The sequence below is a fragment of the Variovorax sp. UMC13 genome (assembly GCF_014170375.1).
GTDB lineage: Bacteria > Pseudomonadota > Gammaproteobacteria > Burkholderiales > Burkholderiaceae_C > Variovorax.
The window spans coordinates 340,332-359,291 of record NZ_LZZW01000036.1 but is presented as its reverse complement, the minus strand read 5'-3'; the positions used below and the strand labels follow the sequence as shown (position 1 = coordinate 359,291).

At 71.4% G+C, this 18,960-nt stretch carries 16 protein-coding genes; 9 read left to right on the top strand and 7 right to left on the bottom strand.

What is annotated here, in order from left to right:
• Positions 1–9: 9 nt before the first annotated feature.
• A complete protein-coding gene (locus tag A9977_RS31275) occupies positions 10–621 on the bottom strand; it encodes a glutathione S-transferase N-terminal domain-containing protein (RefSeq protein ID WP_183028693.1) in 612 nt (203 codons plus the stop codon).
• 153 nt (positions 622–774) lie between these two features.
• On the opposite strand from A9977_RS31275, the gene A9977_RS31270 reads away from it, so the two are divergent.
• From A9977_RS31270 to A9977_RS31245, 6 genes are all read left to right on the top strand, one after another.
• Entirely contained in the window at positions 775–1,929 is a 1,155-nt protein-coding gene (locus tag A9977_RS31270; RefSeq protein ID WP_183028692.1) for a YjgN family protein, read from the top strand.
• A 5-nt stretch (positions 1,930–1,934) separates the two neighbouring features.
• Entirely contained in the window at positions 1,935–2,993 is a 1,059-nt protein-coding gene (locus tag A9977_RS34725; protein ID WP_183028691.1) for a M48 family metallopeptidase, read from the top strand.
• A 31-nt stretch (positions 2,994–3,024) separates the two neighbouring features.
• Entirely contained in the window at positions 3,025–4,404 is a 1,380-nt protein-coding gene (purB, locus tag A9977_RS31260; RefSeq protein WP_183028690.1) for an adenylosuccinate lyase, read from the top strand.
• 130 nt (positions 4,405–4,534) lie between these two features.
• Positions 4,535–5,659: a PepSY domain-containing protein gene (locus tag A9977_RS31255; RefSeq protein ID WP_183028689.1), complete on the top strand. Its 1,125-nt coding sequence runs from the start codon at positions 4,535–4,537 to the stop codon at positions 5,657–5,659.
• Positions 5,660–5,714: 55 nt separating this feature from the next.
• Entirely contained in the window at positions 5,715–7,850 is a 2,136-nt protein-coding gene (locus A9977_RS31250) for a TonB-dependent siderophore receptor (protein WP_183028739.1), read from the top strand.
• A gap of 50 nt (positions 7,851–7,900) precedes the next feature.
• Positions 7,901–8,461 carry a YaeQ family protein gene (locus A9977_RS31245; protein ID WP_183028688.1) on the top strand — a complete coding sequence of 187 codons (561 nt, stop codon included), beginning with the start codon at positions 7,901–7,903 and terminating at the stop codon, positions 8,459–8,461.
• Between the two features lie 4 nt (positions 8,462–8,465).
• Here A9977_RS31245 and A9977_RS31240 read toward each other — a convergent pair whose 3' ends face one another.
• From A9977_RS31240 to A9977_RS31225, 4 genes are read right to left on the bottom strand one after another with little or no spacing between them, the layout of a single operon-like run.
• Positions 8,466–9,200: a sulfite exporter TauE/SafE family protein gene (locus A9977_RS31240; protein WP_259652221.1), complete on the bottom strand. Its 735-nt coding sequence runs from the start codon at positions 9,198–9,200 to the stop codon at positions 8,466–8,468.
• Complete coding sequence (locus tag A9977_RS31235) at positions 9,197–9,505, bottom strand: DUF2007 domain-containing protein (protein WP_183028686.1); 309 nt, start codon at positions 9,503–9,505, stop codon at positions 9,197–9,199. The genes A9977_RS31240 and A9977_RS31235 overlap by 4 nt, the downstream gene beginning before the upstream one ends.
• A 7-nt stretch (positions 9,506–9,512) precedes the next feature.
• Entirely contained in the window at positions 9,513–9,959 is a 447-nt protein-coding gene (locus tag A9977_RS31230) for a DUF3717 domain-containing protein (protein ID WP_183028685.1), read from the bottom strand.
• 26 nt (positions 9,960–9,985) lie between these two features.
• Positions 9,986–10,390: a hypothetical protein gene (locus A9977_RS31225; protein ID WP_183028684.1), complete on the bottom strand. Its 405-nt coding sequence runs from the start codon at positions 10,388–10,390 to the stop codon at positions 9,986–9,988.
• On the opposite strand from A9977_RS31225, the gene A9977_RS31220 reads away from it, so the two are divergent.
• The 3 genes from A9977_RS31220 to A9977_RS31210 all read left to right on the top strand — a co-directional run bounded on the left by A9977_RS31220 (position 10,377) and on the right by A9977_RS31210 (position 12,082).
• Positions 10,377–11,114 carry a TerC family protein gene (locus tag A9977_RS31220; RefSeq protein ID WP_183028683.1) on the top strand — a complete coding sequence of 246 codons (738 nt, stop codon included), beginning with the start codon at positions 10,377–10,379 and terminating at the stop codon, positions 11,112–11,114. The genes A9977_RS31225 and A9977_RS31220 overlap by 14 nt on opposite strands.
• Positions 11,115–11,162: 48 nt before the next feature.
• Positions 11,163–11,627, top strand: a complete 465-nt coding sequence (locus A9977_RS31215) for a hypothetical protein (RefSeq protein WP_183028682.1) — start codon at positions 11,163–11,165, stop codon at positions 11,625–11,627.
• 104 nt (positions 11,628–11,731) lie between these two features.
• On the top strand, positions 11,732–12,082 hold the full coding sequence (locus A9977_RS31210) for a phage holin family protein (RefSeq protein ID WP_183028681.1): 351 nt from the start codon (positions 11,732–11,734) through the stop codon (positions 12,080–12,082).
• Here the strand turns inward: A9977_RS31210 and A9977_RS31205 are convergent.
• The gene (locus tag A9977_RS31205) at positions 12,069–17,252 is read right to left on the bottom strand and encodes a non-ribosomal peptide synthetase (RefSeq protein WP_183028680.1); all 5,184 of its coding nucleotides are present in this window, start codon (positions 17,250–17,252) and stop codon (positions 12,069–12,071) included. The two genes, A9977_RS31210 and A9977_RS31205, sit on opposite strands and share 14 nt — an antisense overlap.
• A 92-nt stretch (positions 17,253–17,344) precedes the next feature.
• Positions 17,345–18,925, bottom strand: a complete 1,581-nt coding sequence (locus A9977_RS31200) for a M48 family metalloprotease (protein WP_183028679.1) — start codon at positions 18,923–18,925, stop codon at positions 17,345–17,347.
• Positions 18,926–18,960 lie beyond the last annotated feature (35 nt).

Sequence of the window (18,960 nt, the reverse complement as noted above, 5' to 3'; positions counted from 1 at the left end):
GCGGTGTGCTCAGGGCTTGGTTTCGGCAAAGCTGGGGCGCAGCATCAGCTTGTCCTGCAGCTTCGCCAGGTTGGCGTACTGGCCGCGCCAGTCGATCTCGGGGAAGCGGAACTCGATCCAGCCCAGCGCGCAGCCCACCGAGATGTCCGACAGGCTCAGGTGGATCCCGCTGCAGAAGGGCTTGTCGCCCAGGCCCTTGGCCATGGCGGCGATGCCGGCCACGACCTTGCCGCGCTGGCGGTCCATCCAGGCCTGGCTGCGCTCGCCTTCGGCGCGGTGCGCCCAGGTGGCTTCGAGGCGCAGCAGCACGCCGGCGTCCATCACGCCATCGGCCAGCGCCTCCCAGGTCTTGACCTCGGCGCGCTCGCGGCTTTGCTGCGGGATCAGCTTGCCAACCGGCGACATCGTGTCCAGGTACTCGACGATCACGCGCGAATCGAACATGGCTTCGCCGCCTTCCATCACCAGGCAAGGCACCTTGCCCAGCGGGTTGGAGCTGGCGATGGCTGTGTCCGCCGACCAGACATCCTCGATGGCGAACTGATAGTCGAGCCGCTTTTCGGCCATGACCACCCGCACCTTGCGCACGTAGGGACTGGCGGCAGATCCGATCAGTTTCATTGGGTCTCTCTCTCTTTCCCCCCTCGGGGAATCCTCGTTCTGTAGCGCTTTGATTCTAGTGTGAGGCCGCGCCGTGCCGCGCGCCTTGGCGACCGCGGCCGACCGCGCGTGCAGAATCGTGGCGCATCACCAACGAGGGAGCGACAAAAAGCCATGGACATCGACACAGCGGCCGCCACGGCCCCCGAACGCCACCCCGTGCGCTTCACGGCCAGTGGCAGCGAGTACTTCCGAATCTGGATCGTCAACCTGCTGCTGACCGTGGTCACGCTGGGCCTCTACCTTCCCTGGGCCAAGGTGCGCAAGCTCAAGTACTTCTACGCCAATACTTGGGTCGGCGGCGATGCGCTCGACTTCCATGGCGAGCCGGCGCGGATGCTGCGCGGCACGCTGATCGCCGGGGCCTTCCTGATCGCCTACCTGGTGGCCGGCGCCTTTTCGGGCTGGGCGGAGCTGCTGGCGGCCGTGGCCTTCGTGGGCCTGTGGCCGGCGCTGTTCCACGCCTCGCTGCGCTTCCGGCTGGCCAACACGAGCTGGCGCGGGCTGCGCTTCCACTTCGCGGGCGACCGGGCCGGCGCCTACGGCGCGATGCTGCCGCCGCTGATGCTGGCCATCCTGCCCTTGGCCCTCGCCGGCCTGACGGTGGACCCCGGCAGCCGGGAGCCTTCGCCGCTGGCGTCGGGCCTGATCGGCTTCGGCATGCTGGCCTTCGCGGCCAGCTTTCCCTTCTTCCTCTGGAAACTGCGCCGCTACCAGCACGACCACTTCACGCTCGGCGGCCTGCAGACCCGGCTCACGGCCAGGGCCGGCAGCGTCTACGGCGTCTTCCTGCGCATGCTCGGGCTGGGCATCCTCGCCTTCGTGGGCATGGCGCTGGTCTTCGGGCTCTTCGCCTCGCTCGGGCTGATCGGCCGCAAGGCCGGGGCCAGCGCCGCCATCCTCACGCTGCTGGGACTGTTCGCGATCGGCGGCGTGCTGCTGTTCAACATCCTGCCCCAGTCCTACCTGCAGGTGCGGCTGCAGAACCTGTTCTGGTCGGCCACCGGCAACCCGGTGCTGCGCTTCGACAGCCAGATGAAACTCGGCCCTTATATCGGCCTGCAGCTGAAGAACTTCCTGCTGATCTTCCTCACGCTGGGCCTGTACTGGCCCTTCGCCGTGGTCCACACGCGGCGCGCCCGCCTGGAGGCCGTGACGCTCGAGACCCGCGGCTCGCTCGACGCCCTCACGCGCACCGGCGGCCAGGAGAACCCGGCGGCGGTCGGCGACATGGCGGCCGACCTGTTCGGCATGGACATCGGCCTCTGAACGCCGTGAGCGAGGCGCTGGAGGCGCGCTATTTCGATGGCCTCAGCAGCCGGCCCCAGCGCGCGCGCCTGGCCATCGCCGAGGCGCGGCTGCAGGTCACGCCGCTCGGGGACGGCGCGGCCGCGCCCTTCGCCGTGCCGCTGGCCGGCCTGCGCTGGCCCGAACGCACGCGCCACGGCGGCCGCCTGCTGGCGCTGCCCGGCGGCGCCAGCCTGCAGGCGCAGGACGTGGCGCAATGGGACGCCTGGGTCGCGCAGCAGGTGGGCGCGACCGAAAGCCGCGTGGTGCGCGCGCAGCAGAGCTGGCGCGGCGTGGCCGTGGGGCTGCTGCTGCTGTGGGCCGCCGTGGGCGCGATGTACCAGTGGGGCCTGCCCTGGGCGGCGCGCGGCGTGACGGCCCTGGTGCCGCACCGGGTCGATGCGCTGATCGGCACCCGGACGCTGGCCCAGCTCGACGACACCATGCTGCGCCCGAGCGCGCTGCCCGTGGCCGACCAGGAACGCCTGCGGCGCGCCTTCACCCGCATGGTCGAGGCCGCGCACCCCGAGGGCGCGCCGCCCTGGAACCTGCAGTTCCGCCAGGGCCGCGACAAGGCGCTGGGCCCCAACGCGCTGGCGCTGCCCGGCGGAACCATCGTGCTGACCGACGCGCTGGTGCAGCTGCTGCCGGGCGACGACGACGCGGTGCTGGGCGTGCTGGCCCACGAGTTCGGCCATGTGCGGCTGCGCCACACGATGCGCCAGCTGGTCCAGGCCTCGGCGGTCGGTTTCGCGGTGTCGGTGGCCTTCGGCGACTTCGGCACGCTGATCGGCACCGCGCCGGTGCTGCTGGCCACGCTGGGCTATTCGCGCGACGCCGAGCGCGAGGCCGACGGGGAATCGGTGCGGCTGATGCGCGCGGCCGGCCTCTCGCCGCGCGCCATGGCGGGCTTCTTCGAGGCCATCGAGCGCTGGCGCGGCACGCAGCCGGGCGGCCGCGCCCAGGGCGGCTCGATCGGCCTGGCCTTCGCCACCCACCCGGCCACGGCCGAGCGCATCGCCTTCTTCAAAGCCGCGGCCGAGTAGGCCCGGCGGCGGCCCGCCTAAAATTGGGCCCATGAGCTTTTCCACCGTTTCCGCCCTTTCCCCCCTCGACGGCCGCTACGCCGCCAAGCTGGCCGCGCTGCGCCCCCTGATGAGCGAACAGGGCTACATGCACCGTCGCGTGCAGGTCGAGGTGGCCTGGTTCATCGCCCTGTCGGACTGCGGCTTTGCCGAGTTCAAGCCGCTCACGCCCGGTGCCCGCAAGTACCTGATGGGCCTGGTCGCCAATTTCTCCGAGGCCGACGCGCTGGCCATCAAGGAGATCGAGAAGACCACCAACCACGACGTGAAGGCGGTCGAGTACTGGATCAAGTCGCGCTTCGAAGCCCGGCCCGAGCTGCTGAGCGCGGCCGAGTTCGTGCACTTCGCCTGCACCAGCGAGGACATCAACAACACCAGCCACGCGCTGCAGATCCAGGCCGCGCGCGAAAAAGTGCTGCTGCCCGCGCTCGACGGCCTGGTCGCCAAGCTGCGCGAGATGGCGCACCAGTTCGCCGACGTGTCGATGCTGGCGCGCACCCACGGCCAGACCGCCAGCCCGACCACCGTCGGCAAGGAGATCGCCAACGTCGCGGTGCGCCTTTCCAAGGCGCGCGACCAGATCGCCGGCGTGCAGCTGCTGGGCAAGATGAACGGCGCGGTGGGCAACTACAACGCCCACCTGGCGGCCTGGCCCGAGTTCGACTGGGAAAGCTTCAGCCGCAAGGTCATCGAGACGCCCGCCCCGCTGGGCCTGGGCCTGACCTTCCAGCCCTACAGCATCCAGATCGAGCCACACGACTACATGGCCGAGCTGTTCGACGCGGTGGCCCGCGCCGACACCATCCTGATCGACTTCTCGCGCGACATCTGGGGCTACGTGAGCCTGGGCTACTTCAAGCAGCGCCTGAAGAAGGGCGAGATCGGCTCCTCGACCATGCCGCACAAGGTCAACCCGATCGACTTCGAGAACGCCGAAGGCAACCTGGGCCTGGCCAACGCGGTGCTGCGCCACCTGAGCGAGAAGCTGCCGATCAGCCGCTGGCAGCGCGACCTGACCGACAGCACGGTGCTGCGCAACATCGGCGTGGCCTTCGGCTACGCCACGCTGGCCTATGCCAGCCTGGCCACCGGCCTGGGCAAGCTGGAGATCAACGAGGAATCGCTGGCCGACGACCTCGACGCCTCGTGGGAAGTGCTGGCCGAGCCGATCCAGACCGTGATGCGCCGCTTCGGCGTGCAGGGCGCCTACGAGCAGCTCAAGGAAGTCACGCGCGGCAAGACCGTGACGGCCGAGGCGCTGCACGGGCTGATCCGCTCGCTCGAGATCCCGCAGGCCGAGAAAGACCGCTTGCTGGCCATGACACCGGCCAGCTACACCGGCAAGGCCGGCGAACTCGCCCGTAGAATCTGAGCCTTCGCGCGGCACGGCGCCGGGTCCTACACGGCCCCGGCGCCTTGTCCGACGCGCAACCTCCCAGCCAACGCGCCTCTCGCGGCGCGCCAGCCAACGACCTTTTGACGGGACTTTCGTCCCTGGCTTCATGGCGCGCGCTCCCCTGAGACGCCTCTGGCTTCGCCTTCACCGCTGGATCGGCCTCACCCTCGGTCCCCTGCTCGGCCTCACCGCACTGCTCGGCGCCGTGCTGGTGGTCGCGCTGCCGCTCGACCGGCTGGCCCACCCCACCTTCTTCACCGCCGCCAGCCCCGCGGGCGCAACCGCGCTGCCCCTGGAGCCCCTGCGCCAGCGCATCGTGGCCGAGTTCGGCCCCAAGACCCGCATGACCCTGCGCCCGCCGCGCGAACCGGGCGACACGCTGTGGGTGCTGGTGCGCGGCCCCTGGGACGGCACGCTCTACGTCGACCCCGCGACCGGTGCCGAGCAGGGCCGGCGCGGCACGCACGAGGGCGCCTACAACCTGCTGTTCGAGCTCCACAGCAGCCTGCTGCTTGAGGACACCGGCAAGGGCGTGCTGGCCTTCGCGGCGCTGGCCTACCTGTTCCTGCTGGCCACCGGGCTGGTGCTCTGGTGGCCCAGGCGCTGGCCGCCCTCGCTGCGCATCGCGCTCGACCGCGGCCTGCTGCGCGGGCTGTTCGACCTGCACCGCACCGGCGGCGCGGTGCTGGGCCTGCTGATCGCGGTCTCGGTCTTCACCGGCGCCTACATGGCCTGGCGGCCGCTGGGCGACGTCATTTCCGCCACGCTCGGCCAGACCCCGATCAAGCCGCCCAAGGTGCCCAAAGGCCCGCCACAGGGCCCCCACCTGACGCTGGACGAACTGGTGGCGCGCGCCCAGCAGGTGTTCCCGGGCCAGCCCATCGGCTACGTGCAGGTGCCGGCCGGCCCCGACCGGCCGCTGCGGGTGCGCTTCCGGCTCGCCGACGACCCGCATCCCAACGGCATCAGCTCGGTCTGGCTGCATCCGCTGACCGGCGAGGTGCTGGCCACGCGCCGCTGGCAGGACCTGGACACCGGCTCCGGCGCGGTGGCCATCATCTATCCGCTGCACACCGGCATGCTCGGCGGCCCGCTGCACGAGGCCGTCACGGCGCTGCTGGGCCCGGTGCTGGCCGGCCTGAGCTTCACCGGCGTCTGGCTCTGGTGGCGCCGCCGCGCGCCGAGCCCCGCCGTGGCCGCCACCGACGCGCGCCGCCCCCCTGTTTCCTGATCGATATCCCCGAGGAGTCCCCGTGTTCCAGAAGAGAAAGTGCGCCGCCCTGGTGATGGCGCTGTGCCCCGTCAGCTTCCAGGCCTTCGCCGCCGATGCCGCCACCGCCCCGCCCACCGGCGGCAACGATTCGCTCGATGCGGTCACCGTCACCGGCGACTGGCTGGGCACGCCGACCGAGACCAAGGTGCTCGAGCACCCGGGTGCGCGCACCATCATCGAGCGCCAGCAGATCCGCGAGAGCGGCTCGGCCAACGTGCGCGACGTGCTGCGCCAGATCCCCGGCGTGCAGGTGCAGGAGAGCAACGGCACCGGCGGCAGCGACGTCTCGCTCAACGTCGGCGTGCGCGGCCTGACCGCGCGCCTGTCGCCGCGCTCCACCATCCTGCTCGACGGCGTGCCGCTGGCCTATGCGCCCTACGGCCAGCCCCAGCTCTCGCTGGCGCCGCTGTCGCTGGGCAACCTGGAGGCGGTCGACGTGGTGCGCGGCGCGGGCTCGGTGCGCTTCGGGCCGCAGAACGTCGGCGGCATCATCAACTTCGTGACTCGCGCGATCCCGCAGCAGTTCGCGGGCGAGGCCAGCGTGGGCGTCGAGAGCGCGAGCCACGGCGGCGGCACCAAGAGCACGCCCAACCTGTTCATCGGCGGCACCAACGACAAGGGCCTGGGCCTCGCGCTGCTGTACTCGGGCACGCACGGCCAGGGCTACCGCGCCGCCAACGACCGCACCGACATCGACGACCTGATGCTCAAGGGCGCCTACCGCATCTCGAAGACCGACGACATCGCGCTGTCGCTGCACCACTTCGAAGGCAGCGGCAGCATGCCCGGCGGCCTGACGAGCGCGCAGTACGCGGCCGACCCGTACCAGTCGACCCGCCCCTTCGACGACTTCACCGGCCGCCGCACCGACGGCTCGATCAAGTACACGCACAACGACGGCGTCAACAAGTTCGAGCTGCTGACCTACTACACCGACTCCTTCCGCGGCAGCCACATCGAGCAGGACGGCAGCGGCACCACCGCCGGCCAGCGCCGCCTGACCGCGGCCCCGCGCAGCTACCACACCTTCGCGCTCGAGCCGCGCTACTCGCGCCTCATCGACTCGGGCAGCGTGGTGCAGGAAGTCAGCGTGGGCTACCGCTACCTCAAGGAGGCCAGCTCGGAAGTGGCTTCGCGCAGCAGCTACTACCGGCCGCGCGTGGGCTTCGACGCCAACACGCTGGCGCAGAACGTCTACCAGACCAGCGCCGGCGGCACCACCGCCCACGCCTTCTACATCGACGACCGGATCGACTTCGGCAACTGGACCGTGACGCCCGGCGTGCGCTACGAATCGATCCGCACCTTCAACGACGTGACCAACCTGGCCGGCGGCACGATCACCGGCGTGCTGAACCCGAAGGTCGATGCCAACGAGGTGCTGCCGACGCTGTCGGTGCTCTACCGCATGGACGCGAAGTGGTCGCTGTTCGCCAACGCCGGCGTGTCCTTCGGGCCGCAGCAGTACGCGCAGCTCGCGCAGTCGACCTCCGGCCTGCACCCCGAGAAGGCCACCACCTACGAGATCGGCTCGCACTACAAGGGCGAAGCCTGGAGCGGCGAGCTCACGCTGTTCAACGTCGACTTCGACAAGGAACTGCAGCTGGCCCGCTCCATCGTGGGCGACGGCACCTGGACCGACCTCGGCGCCACCCGGCATCGCGGCATCGAATCGGGGCTGCGCTACCAGCTCGGCGACCTGAACCCCGCGCTCAAGGGCCTGTCGGTGTCGGCCACCTACACCTACACGCAGGCGATCTCGAAGGCCGGCGTGTTCGCCGGCCGCGACCTGCCCTTCTACTCGCGCCAGGTGGCCTCGCTCGGCGCGCGCTACGAGCGCGGCCCGTGGACGGTCAACGCCGACCTGTTCGCGCAGAGCAAGCAGCGCTCGCCGGGCTCGCCCGACCCGGGCGCCAGCTACACCACGCTGGAAGACGCGAGCGGTCGGCTCGGCGACATCCCGGGCTTCGCCACCGTCAACCTGCGCACCGGCTACGACTTCGGCGCCGCGCTGAACCAGCTCAAGCTCGCGGTCGGCGTGAAGAACCTGTTCGACCGCCAGACCTTCACCCGCTCGGTCGACAACAACGGCGGCAAGTACGTGGGCCAGCCGCGCACGGTGTACGTGCAGGCGTCGGTCGCGTTCTAGGCGGCACCTGGCCGAGTGTGTGCGCCGCGCGCGCATACACTCGCGCACCCATGGCGCTCAAATCAACCATCTTCAAGGCGAACCTCGCGGTCGCCGACATCGACCACGGCTACTACGCCGACCACGCCCTCACGCTCGCGCGCCATCCGAGCGAGAACGACGAACGCATGATGGTCCGGCTCATCGCGCTGGCCCTCAACGCCCACAAGCTGCAGAGCGTGTGCGACGGCGACGGCGTGCTGGGCTTCGGCGCCGGCCTGTCGAACCCCGACGACCCCGACGTGTCGCTGCGCGACTTCACCGGCCGCACGCGCGTCTGGATCGAGGTCGGCCAGCCCGAGGACAAGCCGCTGCTCAAGGCCTGCGGCAAGGCCGACGAGGTGCTGCTCTACTGCTTCAGCCACGCGGCCGGCATCTGGTGGAAGGGCATCGAGAACAAGCTCACGCGGCCCGACAACCTGCAGGTGTGGCGCATCGCCAGCGAGACCTCGCAGGCCGTGGCGGCGCTGGCGCAACGCAGCATGCAGCTGCAGGCGACGATCCAGGAAAACACGCTGATGCTGGGCGACGGCAAGAACAGCATCGACATCGAGCTGCAGCGGCTGCGCTAGCCGGCTAGCCGCCGTGCCTGAAGGCGGCCAGCAGCAGCGCGGTGCCCGAGCACAGCAGCAGCCCGTCGATCAGATACTGGAAGGCGCGCGGCCCGAGCCGCAGCACCGCCGCCTTGCCGATGAAGGTGCCGGCCATCAGCGACGCGCCCACCAGCAGGCCCTGCAGCAGCAGCGGCAGCGGCAAGGCCCCCATGCCGCCGAAGGCCAGCACCTTGCTCACGTACAACGCCAGCGAGGACATCGCCTCGGTCGAGAGGAAGGCGCCCTGCACCAGCCCGTAGGCCGCGAACACCGGCACGCTGAGCGGGCCGGTCGACAGCACCAGCCCCGTGAGGTAGCCGATGACCGCGCCCGCCAGCGCGAGCTGCCACAGCCGCACCCGGAAGTCGCGTGCGCGCAGCCAGTGGCGCAGCGGCACCATGGCGAGGAAGAACAGGCCGAGCCCGAGATCGATCGCCGCCGGCGGCAGCGCGATCAGCGTGCGCGCACCCAGCGCCGCGGCCGGCGCGCCCGGCACCGCATAGGCGAAGAAGGCGCGCCAGTCGACCTCGCGCCACCAGGCCAGCACGCGCGCCAGGTTGGCCATCACGGCCGCGACGGCCATGATCGGCACCGCCTGCTTGGGGCCGAAGGCCCAGACCAGCACCGGCAGCAGCATCAGCGAGGAACCGGTGCCGATCACGCCGCTGACGGCGCCGGCCAGCAGGCCCACGGCGAGGACGAAGAGGTAGGCGGTCAAGGCAAGGTCGGCATCATGGCGCCGCACTGCCAGCATTGCTCGAAGCCGCCTTCGACCAGTTCACCGCAGCTGCAATGCCAGCGCCGCTGCGGCCGGTTCTGCAGCTCGCGCAGCGCGCGCGTGGCGGCATCGAACTGATCGTCGTCCTCGATCCAGACCTCGGGCAGGCACTGGTCGGGCGGCAGCTGGCCGACCACCGCGCCCAGGTACTCGCGCTGCACCGACACGTCCAGGCCCTCTTCGCGCAGCGCATGCGCCCAGAGCGTCGCGATCGAGAGGTTGGGGGCCTGGGCCAGCCGGCGCATCGTCGGCTCAGTCCGGAGCGGGCGGATCGGCCGCGTCGTCGTCGGGCGCGTTCTCGCGGGCCCGTTCGGCGTAGGTGTTGAAGCGCCAGGCCTTGTCTTCCATCGTGATGCGGCGCCAGGTCTGGCGCTTCTCGGCCGGCGTCATCGCGGGCCAGTACTGGACCTCGTCGAAGCTGCGGCCGCAGCCCTTGCATTCGTCGTCGCCCTGGCTGGTGGAGCAGATCGCGATGCAGGGGGTGTCGATGGTGGTGTCGTACCAGGCGAGCCAGGCGGTCCAGGCCTCGGCGGGGAAGCCGACCTCGTCGACCTCGTCCTCATGGTAGTAGACCATCAGGGCGTAGACCTTGGCCAGCGCGCGCAGCTCGGGCGCGAGCGTGATGCCGTCGGGCGAGGGTTTCTTCTCGCGCCAGTGGTTGATGGCGGCCTCGATGTCGGTGATGTGAATGGCGGCCATGGAAAGGAAAAAATGCAGGGACGGCATCATAGTTCGGCAAAGTCCCGGGTTGCCCCAAGGATATGAGCCGCTCTCATTTCCGGAGCAACAAAACCAGCAGCGACAACGATTCCAGGATGCTTTTTCTTAAGCGCGCCGGGCGGCCGGTTGCCACACCCGCGCCGCGGATGCTCTAATTCGCGCCACGAAGGGGAGTAGCTCCCGCCTGCGGCTCGCGCCGCGGGTATCGCCAGGTCGTCAATACGAAGCACAACAACTTCCGGCCTGTCGGGCCGCGCTTTGCGCGGCCGAGCAAGACCTTCGATTTGAACCTGCAAGGGTTGGATCGAAGCGATTGCGCGTTCCGGAGATTCCGGGCCTCGTTCCACCGCGTCGATCCGATCCTGATCGGTGAATCGAAACGAAAAGAGGAATCCAATGGAACAGTTCATGACCCCGGAATTCTGGGTCGCGGTCGGTCAGATCATCATGATCGACATCCTTCTGGGCGGCGACAACGCGGTGGTGATCGCGCTCGCCTGCCGCAAGCTGCCCCCCGCACAGCGCACCAAGGGCATCCTGTGGGGAACCGCCGGCGCCATCCTGCTGCGCGTGATCCTGATCTTCTTCGCGCTCACGCTGCTCGCGATCCCCTTCCTCAAGGTCGTGGGCGCGCTGCTGCTGGTCTGGATCGGCATCAAGCTGCTGGCCCCCGACCATGACGACGCGCACGGCAACATCGCCGGCAGCGACAAGCTGTGGGCCGCCGTCAAGACCGTGATCATTGCCGACCTGGTGATGAGCGTGGACAACGTGATCGCCATCGCCGGCGCTGCGCAAGGCGCGGGCGAAGGCCACCAGATGCCGCTCGTGATCTTCGGCCTGCTGGTCAGCATCCCGATCATCGTCTGGGGCAGCCAGCTGGTCATCAAGCTCATGGACCGCTTCCCGATGATCATCACGCTGGGCGGCATGCTGCTGGGCTGGATCGCCGGCACGATGCTGATTTCCGACCCCGCCGTCGTCCGCCTGGACGCCTGGACCTGGGTGCCGAAGATCCCGCAGACCGACACCATCAAGTACGCAGCCGGCATCGCCGGAGCCCTGCTGGTGCTGGCCATCGGCAAGTGGGTTGCATCGCGTCGGCCGAAGGCGCACGATACGGCCACGGTCTGATTTCGCGTCCCGGCTCACTCTCACTCTAACTATCCAAAGGAGCGCATCGTGGAAAAGATCATTCTGTTTGTGGACGACGCGGCCTACGCCCGCGAGTTTCTCGCCAAGGCGCCGGCCGGCACCGTGAGCACCGGTGCCAAGCACTGGGTGCTGGTGGCCTGCGCACCGCGCATGACCCACCGCATCAGCAAATGGGTGAGCCACAGCGCGCGCGAGAACTGGCGCGGCAAATGGTTCGCCAAGACGCAGGAACAGGTGCTTCCGCTGCTGCGCCGTCCCGGTGACGAAGTGACGCCGGTGCTGGCCCAGGGCCCGCTGACCGACCTGACGCAGCGCCTCAAGCTCGAGCATGGCGCGGCCCGCGTGATCGATGCGCGCCGCCCGAAGCTGGGCGTGGACATGGAACCGGTGACGCCGGGCCAGAAGCCGGCCGGCCACACCGGCTGGGCGCTGCCGGGCGCGACCCTGGGACTGGGCGCCCTGCTGGTGCTGGCGAACGAACTCGCCGAGTAAGGCGAGCAAGGCCCGTAAGGCGCGTCTCGCGTCCAGCCGCAACGGCCGCCCTCGGGCGGCCGTTGTGCTTTGTGCGTGCGCGGCCCTCGGGTATGCTGGACCGCATGCGACTGATCATCCAATGGCTCCTGAGCGCGCTGGCCCTGCTGGCGGTAACCTACATCTATCCGGGCGTGCAGGTGAGCAGCTTCACCTCGGCGCTGATCGCGGCGGCGGTGATCGGCCTGCTCAACATGGTGGTGCGGCCGGTGCTGGTGGTGCTCACGCTGCCGGTCACGATCGTCACGCTGGGCCTGTTCCTGTTCGTCATCAACGCGCTGATGTTCTGGGCCGCCTCGGGGCTGCTCAGCGGCTTTGTCGTGAAGGGCTTCCTGGCGGCGCTGATCGGCTCGCTGATCTACTCGCTGCTGCGCCTGCTGATCGAAGCCGCGCTGGGCGGGCTCACGAAGCGCTGAGGTTCTCTTCGCGGGCCAGCTGGCCCAGCGTCTCGTAGACCATGCGCGGCGGCTCGACCCGCCAGCCCAGCCGTTCGCGGATCGCGACCACCGCGCGCATCGCCAGCAACGAATGGCCGCCCAGGTCGAAGAAGTTGTCGTCCAGCGCGACCGTCTCGACCCCGAGCAATTCGCACCAGACGGCTGCAATCGCCCGCTCCGTCGGCGTCGTCGGCAGCGCGCGATGGCGCGGGGGCCCGCGACGGACCTCAGCCTGCGGCGCCGGCAGCGCGTTGCGATCGATCTTTCCGTTGGGCAGCAAGGGCAGGGCATCGAGCAGCACCAGGTGCTGCGGCAGCATGTACTCGGGCAGCCGCGTGCGCAGGTGCTCGCGCAGCACGGCGGCATCGGGGGGGGTGCCGCGCGGCACCACGTAAGCCACCAATTGCACGTCGTCGGCACTGGGCGCCCAGGTTGCGATGACGCCCTCCGCCACGCCCGGATGGTCCAGCAGTGCCGCCTCGATCTCGCCCAGTTCGATGCGGCGTCCGCGCAGCTTGACCTGCCGGTCGAGGCGTCCCAGGTGTTCGAGCTGGCCGTCGTGGCGCCAGCGGCCCAGGTCGCCGGTGCGGTAGCAGCGGGCCTCGGGCGCCATGCCCTCGACGTCGGGCGGAAAGCGCTCGGCCGTGAGCTCGTCGCGCTGGTGGTAGCCCAGCGTCACGCCGAGGCCACCGATACAGAGTTCGCCGGCCACGCCGATCGGGCACAGCTGGCCGTCGGCGTCGCGCACCTGCACGTCGGTGTTGGCGATGGGCCGGCCGATCGCGATGCCCGCGCGCGGCGCCGCGACGCGCCAGACGGTGGACCACACGGTGGTCTCGGTCGGCCCGTACATGTTCCACAGCGTCACGCCGCTGGCCAGCAGGCGTTCGGCCAGGGCCGGCGGCAGGGCCTCGCCGCCGATCAGCGCCTGGAAGCGCGTGCCGCCGGCGGGACGGCGCCAGCCCGCATCGAGCAGCATGCGCCACAGCGTGGGCGTGGCCTGCAGGGCGGTGATCTCCTGGCGCATGCCGAGCGCGCCCAGCGCATAGGGATCGCGCACCTGCTCGGCGTCGGCGATCACCACCCGCGCGCCCACCGCCAGCGGCAGCAGAAGTTCGAGCACCGCGATGTCGAAGGACAGCGTGGTCACGGCCAGCAAGCGGTCGTCGGCCGTGAGCCCGGGCTCGCGCGCCATGCTGGAAAGGAAGTTGACCACCGCGCGGTGCGGCACCACCACGCCCTTGGGGCGGCCGGTCGACCCCGAGGTGTAGATCATGTAGGCCGGATCGAGCGGCCCGGCATCGTGCAGGGCGTCGGCCGCCAAGGCCTCGCGCGCGTGGCCGGCCAGCAGCGCATCGTCGTCGAGGCTCAGCCGCGGCACGCTGCTGTCGGCCAGTCCGTCGGGCGCCACGCCGCGCGTCAGCAGGGCCGACAGGCCCGCGTCCGCGGCCATGAAGCGCAGCCGCTCGGCGGGGAAGTCCGGGTCCAGCGGCACATAGGCCGCGCCCGACTTCAGCACGCCCAGCAGCGCCACTAGCATGGCCGTGTCGCGCGCCACGCCCAGGCCGACGCGGTGGCCGCGGCCGATGCCGCGCGCGCGCAGTGCACGCGCCAGTGCGTTCGAGCGCGCGGCCAGCTCGCCGTAGCTCAGCCGGATGCCGGCCGAGTCGACGGCCGCGACCGTCTCGGGCGCCACCGCGGCGCCCGCCAGGTAGCGATGCACCGTCTGCTCGGGTGGCAGCGCCGCCTGCGTGGCGTTCCAGCCTTCGCGCAGGAAGGCGCGCTGGGCCGGCGCGACGATGGCCATCGCCGACAGCGGCGCCGCGGGCCGGGCCAGCAGCCGCTCGAGCAGGGCCAGGTAGTTCTCGAGCATGCGCTCGGCGGTCGCGGGCGCGTACAGGTCGCTCGCGTACTCGAGGTGGATGCGGTGGGTGAACTCGGTGTCGATGTGCACCGACAGGTCGAACTGCGCGGTGGTGCGCTCGAAGGGGAATTCCTCCACCTCCAGTCCCGCGTGGTCGAGCCGCCCGAGCGGGGCATTGAGCACGTTGAACAGCACGCGCACCAGCCCTTCGGGATGCAGCGAACGGTCGTGGCCCAGCGACTCGACCAGTTCGTCGAACGGGGCTTCCTGGTGGGCATAGGCCTGCAGCGCGGTCTCGCGCACGCGCTGCACCAGCCCGTCAAAGCTCGGGTCGCCGGCCAGGTCGGTGCGCATCACCAGCGTGTTGACCAGCGTGCCGACCAAATGCTCGGCGGCGAAGCGGTGGCGGTTGGCCACCGGCGTGCCGACGGCGATGTCGGTGTTGCGCGCCTGGCGCGTGAGCATCAGCTTGAAGGCCGCGAGCAGCACCACGAAGGGCGTGACCGACGCGCGCGCGCAGTAGGCGCGCACGGCCGAGCGCAGCCGCATGGGCAGCGCGGCCGAGACGCGGGCGCCGCGGAAGCTGGGCCGCTGCGGACGCGCGAAGTCGGTCGGCAGGTCGAGCGGCGCGAGCCGGGCCAGGCGGGCGCGCCAGTAGGCCAGCTGCGGCTGCCGCTGCGCCACCGCGGCCGGGCTGCGCTGCCAGGCCGCGTAGTCGGCGTACTCGACCGGGATCGGGGCGGGCTGCGGCGTGCGACCCGCCTGCCAGGCGGCATAGGCGGCCAGCGCCTCGCGCATCAGCACCGCGAAGGACCAGTTGTCGGCGATCGCGTGGTGCATGACCCACAGCAGCACATGGTCGCGGGCGTCGAAGCGCAGCAGGCTGGCGCGGTGCAGCGGCGCCTGCGCGAGGTCGAAGGGCGCGGCCAGGCGCTCGCCCAGCAGCACGCGGGCCTGGGCCACGCGATCGGGCCGCGCGGACAGGTCGATCTGCTCGATGGTGAACGAGGCCGAAGGCGCGATGCGCTGCACCGGGCCGGCGCCGTCGAGGACCAGGCGGGTGCGCAGGCTCTCGTGGCGCGCGACCATCAGGTCGAAGGCCCGCTGCAGCAGCGCGACGTCGAGCGCGCCGCGCAGCCGCACCGAGACCGCCACGTTGTAGGCCGAGGAGGCCGGATCGAACTGCTGGATCACCCACATGCGCCGCTGCGACAGCGACACCGGCAGCGGGCCGTCGCGCGGCACCCGCACGGGCGCCTCGACCGGGGCCGGCGCGCTGCCGCCTTCAACCGCCAGCAGGCGGGTGACATGGTCGGCCAGCGCCGCGACGCTGGTGTGCTCGAACAGGTCGGCCAGCGGCAGCTCGACGCCCATCTGCTGACTCACGCGCGTGGCCACCTGCGTCATCAGCAGCGAGGTGCCGCCGAGCTCGAAGAAGCTCTCGTGCACACCGAAGGCGGTGGTGTCGAGCACCTCGCGCCAGATGTCCCACAGCGCCTGCTCGGGCGCGTCGCGCGGCATCAGGTGCAGCGCGCGCGCCGGGGCCTCGGCATCGGCTTGCAGCGACGGATCGCCGCTGGCGTCGCGCGCCACAATGGCCTGCATGTCGAGCCGGTTCTCCAGGTACAGCTGGCGGGTGCGCCGGCGCTGGATCTTGCCGCTGGAGCTGCGCGGCAGCGAGCCCGAGCGCACCAGCACCACGGCCTCCACGGGCAGGCCGTGGGCGTCGCCGACGGCGCGCCGCACCGCGGCCGCAACCGCTTCGGCATCGGGCACCGACGCGCGGCGCTCGGTCTCCAGCGCCAGCACCAGCGCTTCGCCCTCCGGCGTGTCGACCGAGAAGGCGGCGCCATAGCCGGTGCGCAGCGCGGAGTGCGCGCGCTCGGCGGTCCATTCGAGGTCCTGCGGATAGTGGTTGCCGCCGTGGACGATCACCAGGTCCTTGAGCCGGCCGGTGACGAAGAGCTCGCCCCGGTGCAGGAAGCCCAGGTCGCCGGTGCGCAGGTACGGGCCGTGGCCGTCGGCCATGCGCGCGCCGAAGCTGGCTTCGGACAGCGCGGGCTGGCGCCAGTAGCCGTCGCCCACACTGGGCGAACGCACCCAGATCTCGCCCACGGCATCGGCCGCCGCCGCGGCGCCGCTGGCGACGTCGACGATCTGCAGTTCGGTGTCCGCCAGCGGCGGGCCGCAGCCGACCAGGCGGGCCGATCCCGCGCCGCCATCGCGCGGCACCACGCGGTCCTGCAGCAGCGCGGCCGCGTCGACGGCGAGCAGCAGCGGCGGCCGGTCGGGCTGCGAGGTGCTCACGCCGAGCACGGTCTCGGCCAGGCCGTAGGCCGGCAGCAGGGCCTCGGGCCGCAGCCCGGCGCGGCCGAAATCGGCCAGCACGCGCTCGAGCGTCTCGGCACGGATCGGCTCGGCACCGCAGCTCAGCGCGACCAGCGACGAGAGATCGGCGGCCGGCGCCGCGCCGTCCAGCGCGCGCAGGCAGGCCAGGAAGGCCGAGGGCGGGGCGCCGGAATGGGTGATGCGCAGCGCGCCGATCGCGTCCAGCCAGCGCAGGGGCCGACGCAGGAAGGCCAGCGGCGACATCAGCCAGCTGGTGGCGCCCGCGCAGAAGGGCGCGAGCACGCCGAAGATCAGGCCGTAGTCATGGAAATGCGGCAGCCAAGTCAGGACCCGGCTGTGCGCATCGACCCGGGTGGCCGCGTGCAGCGCCCGCACGTTGGCCAGCGCCTGCGCATGGCTGACGCGCACGCCGCGCGGGGCCAGCGTCGAGCCGGAGGTGTATTGCAGGTAGGCCAGCGCGTCCGGCGCCGCGGGCGCCGGCAATGGGGCGGAACCGGTCAGGTCGTCGGCGGCGATCCAGCGCGCGGCGGTGAACATCCCGGGCTCGAAGACCTGGCGGGCCGCCTCGCGCAAGGAGGTCGAGGTCCAGACCAGCGCGGCGGCAGTGTCGTCCAGGATGCCGCGCAGCCGCGGCGCGCTGCGCAGCAGCCGCACGGGGTCGGGCGCCGGCGCCGGCACCGCCACGCAGCCCGCGCGCAGGCAGGCCCAGAAGGCGCGCACGAAGTCCAGCCCGGGCGGCAGGGCCAGCAGCACCCGGTCGCCCGGCCGCGCGATGGCCGCCAGACCCTGCGCCAGCGCGCGCACCTCGTCCGCCAGCTCGGCATGGCTGCGCTGCTCGGCCACCGAAAGGTCGTCGCGAAGGAAGACATAGGCGGGACGCTCGGGGTGTGCGCTGCACTGGGCGTCGAAGACGTCGGACAGGGTTTTTGAAAACACAATAGCTACATTGTGTTTCACGTCACGCGGTTTGGGCTCAATATTGCTGCGTTGCAACGGGCATTGCTCCGCAATCGGCGCGAACTTCGGCGTCAACGCAACGGCGGATCGGCCTGCTGCTGCTGCAGCAGTGCGTCCACGGCCCGTGCGCGGGTGTCGATGATCGAGGCTTCGTAGTGGTCGCCGCCGCCCCGCGCCAGGTCCTGGGCGGCCTTGAAGCGGTCGCGCGCGCCCGCATAGTCGAGCACCGCGACGTTGGCTTCGGCATCGGCGCGCACCGCGCGCAGGGCGTCGTTCTGCGCGCCGTAGAGGGTGGACAGCGCATGCCAGGCACCGGCGTCGCGCGGGTGCAGCGCGACCCAGTCGCGCAGGGGCGCGACCAGCGGGCTCGGCTGGCGCGTGGCCACGGCCGCCTGTGCGGCCAGCAGCAGGTCGGCGCGGGTGCGGGGCGCCGCCCCGGGCTCGAGGAGGGCCGCGGCCTGCGGCGCCGCGCCGGCGGCCAGGTAGAGCTCGGCGCTCAGCAGCCGGGCCTGGTGCGCCGCGGCCGGATCGGCCGCCACCAGCGCCGTGAGCCGGTCGGCCAGCCGGCGGGCCGTGCGCGCGTCGTGCAGTTCGCTCGCGCCCAGCGCCCCGGCGTACAGCAGGCCGGCCTGTTGCGCGGGCGCGCGGCGCGCGAAGTCGGTGCCGCCGGAGGCGTCCACCGCCTGGCGCAGCACGTCGGCCCCGGGCCGCGACAGCACGCGGGCGCGCGCGGCCATCATGGCGTGGTCCATCTTCAGCTCCGGCTTGGCCGCGGCGGCCGGCACGGTCCCGGCCGCGGGCACGGCGGAGCCCTCGCCACGGAACTGGAAGCGCGCCTGCATGTCGGCGATGCGCTCGCTGTTGAGCGGATGGCTGCGCAGGTAGGGATAGGAGCCGTTGTCGTTGAGGCGCGAGGCGTACTGCAGCTTCTCGAACATCGAGGCCGCGCCCTGGGGTGCGAAACCGGCCTGGGTCATCACGCCGAAACCGACGCGGTCGGCCTCGCGCTCCATGTCGCGCGAGAAATCGAGCTGGCTCTGCATGGCCAGCGCCTGGCTGCCCATCAGCACCGCCTGGCCCGCGTCGCCGTTGCGGCTCTTGCCGGCCGCGATCATGCCCAGCACCATCGCCGCCAGCAGCAGCGGCATCTGCCGGCTCTGCTTGGCCATGATGCGGGCGATGTGGCGCTGCGTGACGTGCGAGAGCTCGTGGCCCAGCACGGTGGCGAGCTCGTCGCGGCTGTCGGTGACGGCGATCAGCCCCAGGTGCACGCCCAGGTAGCCGCCGGGCAGCGCGAAGGCGTTGATGCTGCGGTCGCGCCCCAGCAGCACGGCCCAGGCGAAGCGCTCGTCGAGCTCGGGCGTGAGCTCGCCGCGCACGCGGGCCGCGGCCATCAGCGGCTGCCAGACCGACTGCACGTAGTCGACCAGCACCGGGTCGTCGATGAAATCGGGGTCGCGGTAGAGCTCGCGCGCGATCTGGTCGCCGAGCCGGCGCTCGGCCGCGGCCGTCATCTCGCCGCCGTCGCCCATGCCGGGCAGCAGCTGGGCGCGGGCCAGCGGCGGCAGCAGGCACTGGCTGGCGATCAGCAGGGCCACGCAGGCCCGGCGCCAGGCGGGGCGGGCAGTGCGAACGGCGGTCCATTGCGGCATGGGGGGCGGCATCTCCAGAGCGAAACGGCCTCGTA

Coding starts and splice junctions, on each gene's coding strand:
- A9977_RS31275 (WP_183028693.1), bottom strand. CDS start 621: ATGAAACTGATCGGATCTGCCGCCAGTCCCTACGTGCGCAAGGTGCGG.
- A9977_RS31270 (WP_183028692.1), top strand. CDS start 775: ATGGACATCGACACAGCGGCCGCCACGGCCCCCGAACGCCACCCCGTG.
- purB (WP_183028690.1), top strand. CDS start 3,025: ATGAGCTTTTCCACCGTTTCCGCCCTTTCCCCCCTCGACGGCCGCTAC.
- A9977_RS31255 (WP_183028689.1), top strand. CDS start 4,535: ATGGCGCGCGCTCCCCTGAGACGCCTCTGGCTTCGCCTTCACCGCTGG.
- A9977_RS31250 (WP_183028739.1), top strand. CDS start 5,715: ATGGCGCTGTGCCCCGTCAGCTTCCAGGCCTTCGCCGCCGATGCCGCC.
- A9977_RS31245 (WP_183028688.1), top strand. CDS start 7,901: ATGGCGCTCAAATCAACCATCTTCAAGGCGAACCTCGCGGTCGCCGAC.
- A9977_RS31235 (WP_183028686.1), bottom strand. CDS start 9,505: ATGCGCCGGCTGGCCCAGGCCCCCAACCTCTCGATCGCGACGCTCTGG.
- A9977_RS31230 (WP_183028685.1), bottom strand. CDS start 9,959: ATGGCCGCCATTCACATCACCGACATCGAGGCCGCCATCAACCACTGG.
- A9977_RS31220 (WP_183028683.1), top strand. CDS start 10,377: ATGGAACAGTTCATGACCCCGGAATTCTGGGTCGCGGTCGGTCAGATC.
- A9977_RS31225 (WP_183028684.1), bottom strand. CDS start 10,390: ATGAACTGTTCCATTGGATTCCTCTTTTCGTTTCGATTCACCGATCAG.
- A9977_RS31210 (WP_183028681.1), top strand. CDS start 11,732: ATGCGACTGATCATCCAATGGCTCCTGAGCGCGCTGGCCCTGCTGGCG.
- A9977_RS31200 (WP_183028679.1), bottom strand. CDS start 18,925: ATGCCGCAATGGACCGCCGTTCGCACTGCCCGCCCCGCCTGGCGCCGG.